Source organism: Pseudomonas sp. DWP2-2, assembly GCF_049897065.1.
GTDB classification, from domain to species: domain Bacteria; phylum Pseudomonadota; class Gammaproteobacteria; order Pseudomonadales; family Pseudomonadaceae; genus Aquipseudomonas; species Aquipseudomonas paracarnis.
In genome coordinates this window covers 65,004-77,796 of record NZ_JAFCVN010000015.1, presented here as the reverse complement: position 1 = coordinate 77,796, position 12,793 = coordinate 65,004, and the positions used below count along the sequence as shown (strand labels likewise).

Below are 12,793 nucleotides of genomic sequence, written 5' to 3'. Positions count from 1 at the left end.
TTTTACCCAAGAGTTTGTTGCATGCGCTGCTTCCACTTCTGCGGGCTGACGCCATTCCAGCGCGTGAAAGCCCGGGAAAAGGTGCTCAGGTCGGCATAACCCAACATACCTGCCAGCTGTGTCAGGCTGATCGATGAGTCGCAGAGGTAGCGTGCGGCCATCGTCTGGCGCGTTTCGTCCAGCAGCTCCTGAAATCGCGTGTTTTGTGCCCGAAGATAACGTTGCAAGGTGCGCGGGCTGATCATCATGTACTTGGCCATGTCGCGAAGCGTGACCGGACCACTGGCAAGCTCATTGCGTAGCCTTTTTTGCACATAAGACGGTAATTCTTGCAGTGTTACGCGCGCTAACTCGTCGATCTGTTGCTGGGCTAATAGTTGACACCTGACGTCTGTAGCTCCGAGAGGTCTCGCCAGTAATGACTCATCGAAAACCCAGGCATTGACGGTGCTGTCAAAGCGCGGAGGGACACCCAGCAGCGTGCGATAGGCAATGCGGCTGGCCGGAGCGCTGTGGCGCAACATCAGAGCTCTCGGTTTCCAGGCGTACCCTAGCAGTTCGCGGAGCAAGCATGCGGCAACTCCCATCGCCAGTTCCACTGTCTGATGTACTGAGGCCAACGTACCGTCAATGACTTCGTACACAAGAAGGGCACTGCCGCCTCGGCGTTCAAGGCGCACTAGTGCGCCGTCACTGTGTATATGGAAATAGCGTGTCAGCAGATTCAGCGATTCGCCCACATTGGCCGCGTTACGCATGGCGTACAGCAGAGTGCCTAGACTTTGCGTGCCTTGGTGCAAGCCTAACTGTAAGCCGAACAAGGGATTGCTCGACCGTAACGCACATAACTGGACCAACGCATTGAATTGAGCGCCGGATATTTGAGCGTTCAGCGGATCTTCGGGCAGGTCTACCTCCGCCAGCGCCGAAACCGGATCAATCCCCTGACTGGTAGCAAACGCCTTGAAACCAAGCAAAGCAACACCACGCACTGTGGACATCATCTGAGCCTCTCGAATGAAATACTGCCTTTGGCCTGAGAAGTATTGGCACGATATGCAAAATCTCTGGCGCGATATGCAAAGCTTTCACCCTTGCCCCGAGACCACACTCGAACGACCAATAACAAAAGACCTGCGTTCGGCCCAAGGCTGGACGATGGAGGTATACGATGCGTCGGTTTCTGTTCGCTTTGCTGGTGGTCGCGCTGATTTCGGGTGCGCTGTATGTTCAGCCACGGCCCGCTGACCACAATGTTGTTCATCATGCCAATCACCCGCCGGTTGCCAGCATCAGCGATGCCTTCACGCATTTCTGAGGACTGAAGCGTGCTCCTGCACAGAGGCGTGCTCGCGGAACTCGCCACTAGAAAGTGCTCCGTGCAGGAACATTTGCTCCAGCGTTCGGGCCGACTCGGCGTTGGCTGCACGCCCGCGCTGTTCGGCATCCACCAAGCCGTAGACCAGGGTGATGAACAGCTCGGTAAAAATCGCTGCGGTAATGTCGATGCGAAACAGTCCTCTTTGCTGACCTCTGAGGAAGAACTCGTCTAGCGCCGCCAGGTAAAACTGCCAGCGTGTGTCACCCCGTTCGAAGTCGAGGAAGTCTGGGCGGTATTGCGCCATAAGAAAGGCAAGCAATTCGCGATGAGCCAAGTGCTCGCGGATCAATCGACGCAGCGCGTCCAAGGGCTGCAGATGCTGCAAACCGGCGCTGCGGATAATCAGATTGAGCGTACTTTCGGCGTACTCCTCCAGTCTCTGCCCTAGATTTTCCCGTGTCCCACAGTAGCGGTGCAGGGTCGCTTTACTCATGCCCGCCAGTTGCGCCAGCTCTTTCATTGTCGCCCGGGGGCGATTGACAACCGCCATAGTCAGCGACTTGAGCATTTGTTCATCATGGGAATTGGGTGTCATCACCACGCCTTTAGCGATGTTTATACAGGGATCACAATATTCTCATATGAGACAATGTTGACTCATTAGAGTTTGCAAAGTAGCATCCGCACCAAGTTCAATCAAGCCTTGGGTGAGAGATGGGAAATTTGCGTGCGATAGGGATGGCAGGCTCGCTGGCAGCGGCCATTGCGCTGGCCGGGTGTGGGCCGTCGAATGAACAAACGGATGTGGCCGAAGTGGCGCGTGCTGTAGAGGTGCTGGCAGTAAAGACGGAGCCTCTGGCTCTGACTTCGGATTTGCCGGGCAGGGTAGAGCCCATGCGAGTCGCCGAGGTGCGCGCGCGCGTGCCAGGCATCGTGATGCAAAAGCGTTTTGAAGAGGGCGCGGATGTCAAAGCCGGGGACCTGCTGTTCCAGATCGACCCGGCGCCGCTAAAGGCGGCCTTGTCGCGAGCAGAGGGTGAATTGGCCCGCACCCAGGCCGTCGCACTTGAGGCACAGGCGCGGGTCAAGCGCTATGAACCGTTGGTGAAGGTCGAGGCGGTCAGCCAGCAAGACTTCGACAGTGCCATGGCCGACCTGCGCAGCGCCCAGGCGGCCACGCGCTCGGCTCAGGCCGATCTGCAAAGCGCGCGCTTGAACCTTGGTTATGCTTCGGTGACTGCACCGATTTCCGGTCGTGTCGGCCGTGCACTGGTAACCGAAGGTGCGTTGGTCGGTCAGGGGGACGCGACGTTGATGGCGCGGATTCAACAGCTTGATCCGGTCTATGTCGATTTCACTCAGTCGGCCGCCGACGCGCTGCGCCTGCGCGAATCGCTCAAGGGCGGAAAACTCTCCGCTGATGACAGTAAGACGTTGTCGATTCGTGTCGACGGCACCGCTTTTGAGCGTCAGGGCGCACTGATGTTTACCGATATCGCCGTTGATCGCGGCACCGGGCAGGTGTCATTACGCGGCAAGTTCGCCAACAGCGACGGCGTGTTGCTGCCGGGCATGTTCGTGCGCGTGCGCACGCCTCAAGGCACCGACAAACAGGCCATTCTCGTGCCCCAGCGCTCGGTGCAGCGCGGCAGCGATGGCGGCGCGCAGGTCATGGTCGTCGGCGCCGACGGCCGCGCCGAAGCGCGCAATGTGGTGACCGGTTCCATGCAGGGTTCGCGCTGGCAGATCAGTGAAGGCCTGAAGGCTGGCGATCAGGTGATTGTCAGCGGACTGAGCGGCCTGCAACCAGGTGCCAAGGTCGTACCCGCCCAGCCCCAAGCCCAGGCTCAGTCGCCTGAGTCGCACCAGTAAGGGCGCCGTCGCCGCGAGGATATTCCGATGTCTCTGTTTTTTATCAAACGCCCGAACTTCGCCTGGGTGGTAGCGCTGTTCATTTCTCTGGCCGGTCTGCTGGTCATTCCGATGCTGCCGGTAGCGCAGTACCCCAACGTCGCGCCGCCGCAGATCAAGGTGACGGCGACCTATCCCGGCGCCTCCGCGAAGGTGCTGGTGGACTCGGTCACCAGCGTGATCGAAGAGTCGCTCAACGGTGCGAAGAACCTGCTGTATTTCGAGTCGACCAACAACTCCAACGGTATCGCCGAAATTGCAGTGACGTTCCAGCCGGGCACAGATCCGCAGCTCGCTCAGGTTGATGTGCAAAACCGCTTGAAAAAAGCCGAAGCGCGGATGCCGCAAGCCGTGCTGACCCAAGGTCTGGAGGTGGAGCAAACCAGTGCCGGTTTCCTGCTGATCTATGCGCTGAACTATAAGGAAGGCACCCAGCACAGTGACACCACCGCATTGGGCGACTACGCCGCGCGCAATATCAACAACGAGCTACGCCGGGTTCCGGGCGTCGGCAAGCTGCAGTTCTTCTCCTCTGAAGCGGCGATGCGCGTCTGGCTCGACCCGCAGAAACTGGTGGGCTACGGGCTATCCATCGACGACGTCAGCGCGGCCATCCGTGGCCAGAACGTACAAGTGCCGGCTGGCAGCTTCGGCAGTACGCCGACCAGCAGCCAGCAGGAACTGACCGCCACCCTGGCGGTGAAAGGTACGCTGGATAATCCGGAAGAATTCTCTCGTATTGTCCTGCGTGCCAACGAGGACGGTTCGACGGTTAAACTGGGCGACGTCGCCCGCGTGGAAATCGGTCAGGAAAGTTACAACTTCAACTCGCGCCTGAATGGCAGACCCGCCGTGGCAGCGGCGATCCAGTTGTCGCCGGGCGCCAACGCGATCCAGACCGCAACTGCGGTCAAGCAGCGCCTGGCCGAACTGTCGGCCTACTTCCCGGATGACGTGGAATATTCCGTTCCTTACGACACCTCGCGTTTCGTTGATGTCGCGATCGAGAAGGTTATTCATACCCTGATCGAAGCGATGGTCCTGGTATTCCTAGTGATGTTCCTGTTCCTCCAGAACATCCGCTACACCTTGATTCCGTCGATCGTGGTACCGGTGTGTCTGCTGGGCACGCTGCTGATGATGTACGTGCTGGGCTTCTCGGTGAACATGATGACCATGTTCGGCATGGTGCTCGCCATCGGCATTCTGGTGGACGACGCCATTGTCGTGGTGGAGAACGTCGAACGGATCATGGCCGAGGAGGGCTTGTCGCCGGTCGACGCCACGGTGAAAGCGATGGGGCAGGTATCGGGCGCGATCATCGGTATCACCCTGGTGCTTTCGGCGGTGTTCATGCCGCTGGCATTCATGTCCGGCTCGGTCGGTGTGATCTACCAGCAATTCTCGGTATCGCTGGCGGTGTCGATTCTGTTCTCCGGGTTCCTCGCGCTGACGTTCACCCCGGCGCTATGCGCCACGCTGCTCAAGCCGATTCCACAAGGGCACCATGAAAAGCGCGGCTTCTTCGGCGCCTTCAACCGTGGCTTTGCCAAGCTCACCGATCGCTATTCAGTCCTGAACAACGGGCTGGTGGCGCGTTCCGGCCGGATGATGTTGGTGTACCTGGGCATTATCGCCATGCTCGGTTACTTCTACCTGCGCCTGCCGGAATCGTTTGTGCCGGTGGAGGACCAGGGCTACATGATCGTCGACGTCCAGCTGCCGCCGGGCGCGACCCGTACCCGTACCGAATCGACTGGCGAACAACTGGAGCGTTACCTGGCTACCCGTGACGCGGTTCAGTCGACGTTCCTGGTGTCCGGCTTCAGCTTCTCCGGGATGGGCGATAACGCAGCGCTGGCATTCCCGGTGTTCAAGGACTGGTCGGAGCGTGGCGAAGATCAATCGGCCATGGCAGAAGTCAATGCGCTGAACGAGCAATTTGCCGTGGCCAACGACGGTGCGGTGATGGCCGTGCCACCGCCGCCGATTGACGGTCTGGGCAACTCCGGTGGTTTCGCCCTACGCCTGCAGGATCGTGCCGGCCTGGGTCGGGAAGCGTTGCTCGCTGCTCGTGATCAGGTGCTTGGTCAGGCCAACGGCAACCCGAAAATTCTCTATGCGATGATGGAAGGTCTGGCGGAGTCGCCGCAATTGCGCGTAGTGATCGACCGTGACAAGGCGCGCACCCTGGGGGTGAGTTTTGAATCGATCAGCAGTGCGTTGTCTGCCGCTTTCGGTTCGGAGGTGATCAACGACTTCACCAATGCCGGCCGCCAGCAGCGCGTGGTGGTGCAGGCCGAGCAGGGCGACCGGATGACTCCGGAAAGCGTGCTCAAACTGTACGTACACAACAGCGCGGGCGATCTGGTGCCGCTCAGCGCTTTCGTCACCACGCATTGGGAGGAAGGTCCGGTGCAGGTAGTGCGCTACAACGGTTATCCGTCGGTGCGCATCGTCGGTGATGCCGGGCCGGGCTACAGCACCGGTGAAGCCATGGCAGAAATGGAGCGTATCGCCGCGCAGTTGCCGGCCGGTTTCAGCTACGAGTGGACCGGTTTGTCCTACCAGGAGAAGGTCTCCAGTGGTCAGGCCACGCAACTGTTTGCGCTGGCCATTCTGGTGGTGTTCCTGCTGCTGGTGGCGCTGTACGAGAGCTGGGCGATTCCGTTGACCGTGATGCTGATTGTGCCGATCGGCGCCATCGGTGCGGTACTCGCGGTGATGGTCGCCGGCATGCCTAACGACGTGTACTTCAAGGTCGGTTTGATCACCATCATCGGTCTGGCGGCGAAGAACGCGATTCTGATCGTCGAGTTCGCCAAGGAACTCTGGGAGAAAGGTTACAGCCTGCGTGACGCCGCGATCGAGGCCGCACGGCTGCGCTTCCGGCCAATCGTGATGACCTCCATGGCCTTCATTCTCGGCGTGGTGCCGCTAGCACTGGCGACCGGGGCAGGGGCTGCAAGTCAGCGGGCAATCGGTACCGGGGTGATCGGCGGCATGCTCAGCGCGACACTGCTGGGTGTGTTGTTTGTACCGATCTGTTTTGTGTGGGTGCTGTCGATGTTGCGCAGTAAACCGGCTCCCATTGAACAACCCGCTTTGGCTCAGGAGTGACACATGCGTATTTCAGGATTTTCTACGCTGGTGATCGCCATGTTGTTGGCCGGTTGCTCGTTGGCGCCGACCTATGAGCGGCCCATCGCACCGATTGCGGACAACTGGGCGGGCGAGTCGTTGAAACAGGGCGCTCCGATCAACCAGTTGGCGTGGCAGTCGTTCATCGTCGATCCCGACCTGCGCCGTCTGGTGGGTGTTGCGCTGGCTAACAACCGCTCGTTGCGCCAGACCCTTTTGGACATCGAGCAGGCCCGGGCGCAGTACCGCATTCAGCGAGCCGATCGGGTTCCGGGGCTGAACGCAAGCGCGTCCGGCAATCGCCAGCGCTTGCCGTCGGACCTGGCCAGTGACGGCCGGGCAGGGGTGGCCAGCCAGTATCAGGTCGGTCTGTCGCTGCCCGAATACGAGCTGGATCTGTTTGGCCGGGTAAAAAGCCTCAGTGACTCTGCGCTGCAGGAATACCTTGCCACCGAAGAAGCAGCCCGCGCCGCGCAGATCGCGCTGATCGCCGAAGTCAGCCAGGCCTATCTGGTTCACGACGGCGCCCAGCGTCGGCTGGAGTTGACCCAACAAACCCTGAGCAGCCGCGAATACTCGTTCGCGCTGATCAGTCAGCGCCGCTCCAGCGGCACGGCGACAGCGCTGGATTATCAGGAAGCTCTGGGGCTGGTGGAACAGGCGCGAGCCGAACAGGAACGCAATCTGCGCGAGAAGCAGCAGGCGTTCAACGCGCTGGTTTTGCTGCTGGACACAAAGGACGCGGGCAAGGTGATTCCCGAGCGGCTGACGACGCAGCCGATGCTGGTGCAAGACATCGCTGCGGACACCACGTCGACGCTGATCGAGCGCCGGCCGGACATTCTTGCGGCCGAGCATCGACTGCAAGCGCGCAATGCCGATATCGGCGCGGCACGGGCGGCGTTCTTTCCGCGTATCAGCCTGACCGGCAGCTTTGGTACTTCCAGCGCGCAGATGTCCGGTCTGTTCGACGGCGGTTCGCGCTCCTGGAGTTTCGTACCGAACCTTTCGCTGCCGTTGTTCGATGCTGGTCGCAACAGTGCCGGGCTGAGTCTGGCCGAAGCCCGCAAGGATTCAGCTGTGGCGGCCTACGAAGGCACGATTCAGACGGCGTTCCGCGAGGTCGCCGATGCATTGGCTGCCACCGACACCTTGCGCCGGGAGGAGGCCGCGCGCCGCGCGCTGGCCAATACCAGCACTGAAACCCTGAGTCTGGCCAAGGCCCGATATGAAGGCGGTATCGACAGCCACCTGCGTTATCTCGATGCGCAGCGCACCAGTTTCGTCAATGAAACAACGTTTATCGAGGTTAGCACGCAACGCCAGATTGCTCTGGTCGATCTGTTCCGTTCGCTGGGCGGAGGTTGGTCCACGCCGACAACCGTTAGATAACGCCTGACAAGAGCTCCTTTGGTTGGCGCATCCAACCGCCTTTGCCCCGCAGACCGAAAGGTCTCGGGGCTTTTTTTTCCAGGAAAACCGAGTAAGGCTTACAACGCACTCGCTGCGCCGGCCGCGCCATGCAGGAACATCTGTTCCAGCACATTGGCCGAGTTGGCACTGGCCGCGCGCCCACGGCGCTCGGCATCAACCATGCCGAAAATCATGGTCAGGAACAGCTCCGTGAAAACCGCGGCGGTGACATCGATACGAAACGCGCCCAGTTGCTGGCCACGCAGAAAAAAAGCATCCAGAGCGTCAGCATAAGTCTGCCAGCGGTCGCCCTCACCATTGACCGCAAACGTGTCGGGGCGGTACTGAAAGAGCAGGAAAACCAGCATTTCCCGATGCGCGAGATGCTCGTTGATCAAACTGCGCAAGGCCTGTACCGGCTCGCCGTGCAACAGGTCGGTGGTGGTGGTGATCTGGTTCAGCACCGTCTCACCGTGGTTTTCCATCATCTGCACCAGGTTGTCACGGGTGCCGCAAAAGCGATGCAGCGTAGCCTTGCTGACGCCAGCCGCTTCAGCCAGTTCCTTGAGTGTCGCCCGAGGGCGATCCACGATGGCCAAGGCCAGCGCCTTGATAAGTCGTTCGTCTTGAGGAGTCAGGGTCATCAGTCGGTCTCGAATCGAATTTCAATCCGCCGAATTGTGCAGGAAAAGCTCATTACTGCAACGAAAACCACCGAAATAGAGCAAATGACTTCATCTGAGACAGTTTTGTTCATCACGGGATCGGCGTTGCGCACCGTTCGAATGTCATGAATTGTAAGAAGCCTGCGCGATCTGATCCCCATGCGGCGCCTGGGCAAGGATCGACTCAGTGACTGGCCACCAACAAGGCCAGCGCAGTGCAAGCAGTCTCGGTTTCGGCTCGCAATCGATCCAGATCACCGTGGGCCGACCAGGCAATGGTCAGCCCGTCTACCAGTTGAATCAGCAAGCGGCTGGACGCCTTTAAAAACGCTTCGCTCAACTCAGTTCCCATGGCTCGCTGCAGCGCCTGCTCGGTGGCTTCAATGGCCACCGAGTAAATCTTGCTGGCCATTTGCGGGTCATTGCGCATTGCCCAGAAGAACAACTCGGTCTGCGCCCTGGCCGCATCCGGATGATCGATGAACCAAGTGATCAATTGCCGCAGAACTTCGGCTGCCGTCGCCGCAGCAGTGGCCCCGGCCGGTACCTGTTCCAGCGCTTGCGGTGGCAGGCTGAACAGCGATTCGTAGACCGCATAAAACAGGTCGTTCTTGGTATGGAACACGTAATGCAACGAAGCTAACGGACAGCCGGCTTGCGCCGCAATACGGCGGGTCGTGGCATTGGCTACGCCATGCTCGGCGATCACTCTGATCGTTGCCTCGACGAAATCCTGCCGGCGTAATTCAGCGCCCATTCTGGCCATGGTTCAGCAATCTCCTTTATTCCTGGCGCCCTATAACGACAAGGGCGATGTCGACGCTTGCGGATCCTACAGCAACAAATCACCAGGCGTCATGAATGGAAAGGGGACATGAAACGGCTGCACCAATAATGGTAACAACTGTTTCGTTATTTCCAGAATCGGTGCGTTTCGGCGAAACAAACGGAAACATCCTCCGGCAGTTTTATCGCGCTGTATACCCCGCGATCGCGCAATCGATTGATAAGAAACGACTAATTTCCGCTCTGTGGATCTTGGCACCGGGCTTGCTTTGATTACTCGACTTGGTCATTTGATCAAGTCAGTTGATTAGGTTAGCGCAGGCAACGGGTTGCCACCGTAAAGACCACCCCGTTGCTGATCAAGGCCCACGAGGATCCCTCCCATGAACACAGTGATTGAGCGCCCCCATAACAATTTTTCTATTGGCGTCGTAATCCGGCATCTGGTCGCGGCCGTCGCGGCCGTCGCGGCCGTCGCGGCCTCGGCGTTTTTCTGTACGGCACAGGCAGCAGATAAGGATCCAGCATTACTCGGCACCAAACTGACTCCGCTGGGAGGCGAGGCGGCGGCCAGTGCCGACGGGGTGATTCCCGCGTGGACAGCACCCGGTCCTCAAGGTGGCAGTTGGACCCATGGCCAAGTGCGCGGCAAGCAATGGACGTTCAAGGATGACAAGCCGCTGTTCAGCATCGACTCGGGCAACGTCGATAAATACGCCAGCAAGCTTTCACCGGGCCAGGTAGAAATGTTCAAGAAGATTCCCGGCTACCGGATGGACGTGTACCCGACACGACGCAGCTGTGGCGTGCCGGATTTCGTCGCGCAGAACACGAAGAAGAACGTCGGTTTCGCCAAGCTCGACGGCGACGGCCTGGCGTTGCAGGAAGCCTATGTTCCAGGCATTCCGTTTCCATTTCCAGCCTCGGGTGCCGAAGTGATGTGGAACATGAAAATGCGCTATCGCGGCGTTGGCTTCGATATGTCGAAAACCGTTTCCGGAATTTCGCCACGCAAGGGCAGTGAAGACTGGCTGCGCACCTCCACCGACTGGTTCATGTACACACCATGGGGCGTGAAGGGCAGCGCGCTGTTCTCGTCATTCGATCGCCTGGAAGTCGCCACCTACTTCAGCTACACCGACCCCGCCGCGCTTGCCGGACAAGCCGGGGTGGTCACCACCAAGGCCGGCGAGCAAGCCACCACGTTCTATTACTTCCCGGGCCAGCGCCGCGTGCGGCGCATGCCGGCGTATTCCTACGACGCACCGCAAATCGGCCTGGACAATCAATACACCATCGATGAATCCAACGTGTTCTTCGGCCCCATGGACCGCTTCGACTGGAAGCTGCTGGGCAAGCAGGAAATGCTTGTGCCCTACAACTCGTTCGGGGCCTACGACAACTCGGCGAAGATCGAGGAGGTGGCCAAGCGCGACTTCATCGCTCCCGAATCGCGTCGCTATGAGCTGCACCGCGTGTGGGTGGTCGAAGCGACCGTCCGCCAAGGCATGCGCCATCAGGCACCGAAGCGTCTGTTCTACCTCGACGAAGACAGCTGGAACGCGCTGATGGCGGTGGACTACGACAAGCAGGGGCAAATCTGGAAGGTCCGCGAGGGTTACACGATCCCGGTGTACGAGACCGGCACCTGCGACATGGAAGCCCAGGCGCAATACAACCTGGTTGATGGTCGCTACCTGTACGACATGACCTCCATTGGCACCGGCAAGAACGACCATCGCTGGCTGACCGACGGGGCGAGCAATCCGCGCCTGAAACGCGACTTCTACACCTCCGACAACCTGCGCGCCAACAGCGAACGCTGATAGCGGCTTTCGGGAACAGACATGAAAAAAATAATCAGTAGAACCTCAGGTCTTGTCATCGCGTGTGCAACCCCATTTGCCATGGCGTTCACCTTTGAAACCGAAAACATTCGCGGCTCTTTCGACTCCACCATCGCCGTGGGCATGGGACTGCGCACCGAATCGCGCGGCTGCAACCTTATCACCAGCGGCCCCGGCGGGCACAATCCACCCAGCGGCTGTCTGGCGCCCAGCGCAGGTGTTGGTGACCAGGGCGACTTGAACTACGACCGGGGCGACCTGTTCACCAACTACATAAAAGGCATCCATGAACTGGTGCTGAAGTTTCCCGAAGACTACACGTTCATGGCGCGCGGTAGCTGGATTCGGGACTTTGCCGCGACCGACACCAGCGGTGCGCTATCGGCTAACCGGCCTGAAGGTGTCGGTAGCGACGGCCTCACCAGTGGCGCCCGAGACGATCTGGAGTTCAAGGCGCGTCTGCTGGATCTGTGGGTGAGCAAGAGTTTCGATGTCGGTGACCAACGTGTTCGCGCTCGCCTGGGTAATCAGGTGATCAACTGGGGCGAGAGTCTGTTCGCTGCTGGCGGCATCAACAACACCAACGCTTACGATGTCATGGCATTGTCGCGTCCCGGTACCCAGCTCAAGGAAGCCTTGCTGCCGGCCCCGATGTTGAGCCTGGCGTCGGGGCTTGGTGCCGGGGTGAATATCGAGGCGTATTGGCAGTTCAATTGGAACAAAAGTGAATTGCCCCCGGTAGGGAGCTATTGGTCCACCACCCACGCGCTGGGTGAGGGCAGGGGTACCTACGGGTACGATGAAAAAGAGGCGCGCAACAGCGGCCAATGGGGCGTGTCACTGCGCTGGCAGCCTGACAACACCGATCTCAACCTGGGTCTGTACGTGATGCGTTATCACGACAAACTGCCGTCACTGAGCGTGCAGGTGGATCCGCAAACCTTCGCCGCGGCGCCGACCTGGGAATATCCGGAAGACCGCATGATGTACGGCATCAGCGCCAATATGCCGGTCGGCGACTGGGCACTGGGCACCGAGTTGTCCTATCGTCCCAAGGATGCGGTACCGCTCAACCCGGTCATCGACGCTTGCGCCGCCAACGGTGGCAAATGCTGGAAAGACGCAAAGAAACTGCAATGGCACCTGACCGGCATCTACAGCATGACGCCGTCCAACTCGCCGACCTTGCTCGAATTCACCGGTGCCAGCACCGGTACCTTGTTGAGCGAACTGGTGGTCGTGAAATACCCCGGTCTGCATAACGACTACGCCGGGGAACCCATCGCCGCCGGCCTTAATACCTGGCAACTGGACCCGGCCATCGCGCCGAGCGCCAAGGGTAACAAAACCTCCTCTGGCATCAGCCTCGATTTGAGCCTGACCTATGACAACACGCTCGTTCCTGGCTGGCAGGTCACGCCGGGAGTGTTCTACTCGCGCTCGATCAACGGACGCACCCCGAACCTGTCGGCCACCTTCACCGAAGACGCCAGCAGCATGAACCTCTACCTCAACTTCGTGCGCAATCCGGCGAGCTGGCAAATCTCGGCCAACTACGCAAAGTTCATGGGCGGCAAGACCCCTTACGATCAACTGCTGCGTGATCGCGATTACGTTGGCCTTGTGGTTTCCCGAACCCTGTGAGGCGCGCCGTGAACAGTTCCCTGAACCTTAAGCAAAGCACTTCGCGCGGCGTGTTACCGCGCATC

Annotated in this window: 10 protein-coding genes; 6 read left to right on the top strand and 4 right to left on the bottom strand. The window is 59.6% G+C overall.

The genetic code is table 11. The annotated features are described in order from the left end of the window. Positions 1-2 precede the first annotated feature (2 nt). Positions 3-1,001: an AraC family transcriptional regulator gene (locus ACP7CZ_RS24310; protein ID WP_294363346.1), complete on the bottom strand. Its 999-nt coding sequence runs from the start codon at positions 999-1,001 to the stop codon at positions 3-5. A 170-nt stretch (positions 1,002-1,171) separates the two neighbouring features. On the opposite strand from ACP7CZ_RS24310, the gene ACP7CZ_RS24305 reads away from it, so the two are divergent. Further along, positions 1,172-1,318 carry a hypothetical protein gene (locus ACP7CZ_RS24305; protein WP_169918921.1) on the top strand — a complete coding sequence of 49 codons (147 nt, stop codon included), beginning with the start codon at positions 1,172-1,174 and terminating at the stop codon, positions 1,316-1,318. Here ACP7CZ_RS24305 and ACP7CZ_RS24300 read toward each other — a convergent pair. Continuing rightward, on the bottom strand, positions 1,305-1,916 hold the full coding sequence (locus ACP7CZ_RS24300) for a TetR/AcrR family transcriptional regulator (RefSeq protein ID WP_054898511.1): 612 nt from the start codon (positions 1,914-1,916) through the stop codon (positions 1,305-1,307). The two genes, ACP7CZ_RS24305 and ACP7CZ_RS24300, sit on opposite strands and share 14 nt — an antisense overlap. 119 nt (positions 1,917-2,035) lie before the next feature. Here ACP7CZ_RS24300 and ACP7CZ_RS24295 point away from each other — a divergent pair, with 119 nt between their 5' ends. From ACP7CZ_RS24295 to ACP7CZ_RS24285, 3 genes are read left to right on the top strand one after another with little or no spacing between them, the layout of a single operon-like run. Beyond that, a complete protein-coding gene (locus tag ACP7CZ_RS24295; RefSeq protein ID WP_252950506.1) occupies positions 2,036-3,193 on the top strand; it encodes a MexC family multidrug efflux RND transporter periplasmic adaptor subunit in 1,158 nt (385 codons plus the stop codon). Between the two features lie 27 nt (positions 3,194-3,220). Continuing rightward, on the top strand, positions 3,221-6,352 hold the full coding sequence (locus ACP7CZ_RS24290; protein WP_054918955.1) for an efflux RND transporter permease subunit: 3,132 nt from the start codon (positions 3,221-3,223) through the stop codon (positions 6,350-6,352). Between the two features lie 3 nt (positions 6,353-6,355). After that, positions 6,356-7,765 (top strand): efflux transporter outer membrane subunit, encoded by a 1,410-nt coding sequence (locus tag ACP7CZ_RS24285; protein ID WP_294165554.1) that lies wholly within the window; start codon positions 6,356-6,358, stop codon positions 7,763-7,765. Between the two features lie 98 nt (positions 7,766-7,863). Here ACP7CZ_RS24285 and ACP7CZ_RS24280 read toward each other — a convergent pair whose 3' ends face one another. Further along, positions 7,864-8,430, bottom strand: a complete 567-nt coding sequence (locus ACP7CZ_RS24280; RefSeq protein ID WP_054918957.1) for a TetR/AcrR family transcriptional regulator — start codon at positions 8,428-8,430, stop codon at positions 7,864-7,866. A gap of 205 nt (positions 8,431-8,635) precedes the next feature. Continuing rightward, positions 8,636-9,217, bottom strand: coding sequence for a TetR/AcrR family transcriptional regulator (locus ACP7CZ_RS24275; RefSeq protein WP_169918920.1), 582 nt, complete (start codon positions 9,215-9,217; stop codon positions 8,636-8,638). A gap of 403 nt (positions 9,218-9,620) precedes the next feature. Between ACP7CZ_RS24275 and ACP7CZ_RS24270 the strand changes: the two genes are divergently transcribed. Next, entirely contained in the window at positions 9,621-11,063 is a 1,443-nt protein-coding gene (locus tag ACP7CZ_RS24270) for a DUF1329 domain-containing protein (RefSeq protein ID WP_294165551.1), read from the top strand. A gap of 21 nt (positions 11,064-11,084) precedes the next feature. After that, entirely contained in the window at positions 11,085-12,728 is a 1,644-nt protein-coding gene (locus ACP7CZ_RS24265; RefSeq protein ID WP_054896432.1) for a DUF1302 domain-containing protein, read from the top strand. The last annotated feature ends 65 nt before the right edge of the window (positions 12,729-12,793 follow it).

Coding starts and splice junctions, on each gene's coding strand:
- ACP7CZ_RS24310 (WP_294363346.1), bottom strand. CDS start 1,001: ATGTCCACAGTGCGTGGTGTTGCTTTGCTTGGTTTCAAGGCGTTTGCT.
- ACP7CZ_RS24305 (WP_169918921.1), top strand. CDS start 1,172: ATGCGTCGGTTTCTGTTCGCTTTGCTGGTGGTCGCGCTGATTTCGGGT.
- ACP7CZ_RS24300 (WP_054898511.1), bottom strand. CDS start 1,916: ATGACACCCAATTCCCATGATGAACAAATGCTCAAGTCGCTGACTATG.
- ACP7CZ_RS24295 (WP_252950506.1), top strand. CDS start 2,036: ATGGGAAATTTGCGTGCGATAGGGATGGCAGGCTCGCTGGCAGCGGCC.
- ACP7CZ_RS24290 (WP_054918955.1), top strand. CDS start 3,221: ATGTCTCTGTTTTTTATCAAACGCCCGAACTTCGCCTGGGTGGTAGCG.
- ACP7CZ_RS24285 (WP_294165554.1), top strand. CDS start 6,356: ATGCGTATTTCAGGATTTTCTACGCTGGTGATCGCCATGTTGTTGGCC.
- ACP7CZ_RS24280 (WP_054918957.1), bottom strand. CDS start 8,430: ATGACCCTGACTCCTCAAGACGAACGACTTATCAAGGCGCTGGCCTTG.
- ACP7CZ_RS24275 (WP_169918920.1), bottom strand. CDS start 9,217: ATGGCCAGAATGGGCGCTGAATTACGCCGGCAGGATTTCGTCGAGGCA.
- ACP7CZ_RS24270 (WP_294165551.1), top strand. CDS start 9,621: ATGAACACAGTGATTGAGCGCCCCCATAACAATTTTTCTATTGGCGTC.
- ACP7CZ_RS24265 (WP_054896432.1), top strand. CDS start 11,085: ATGAAAAAAATAATCAGTAGAACCTCAGGTCTTGTCATCGCGTGTGCA.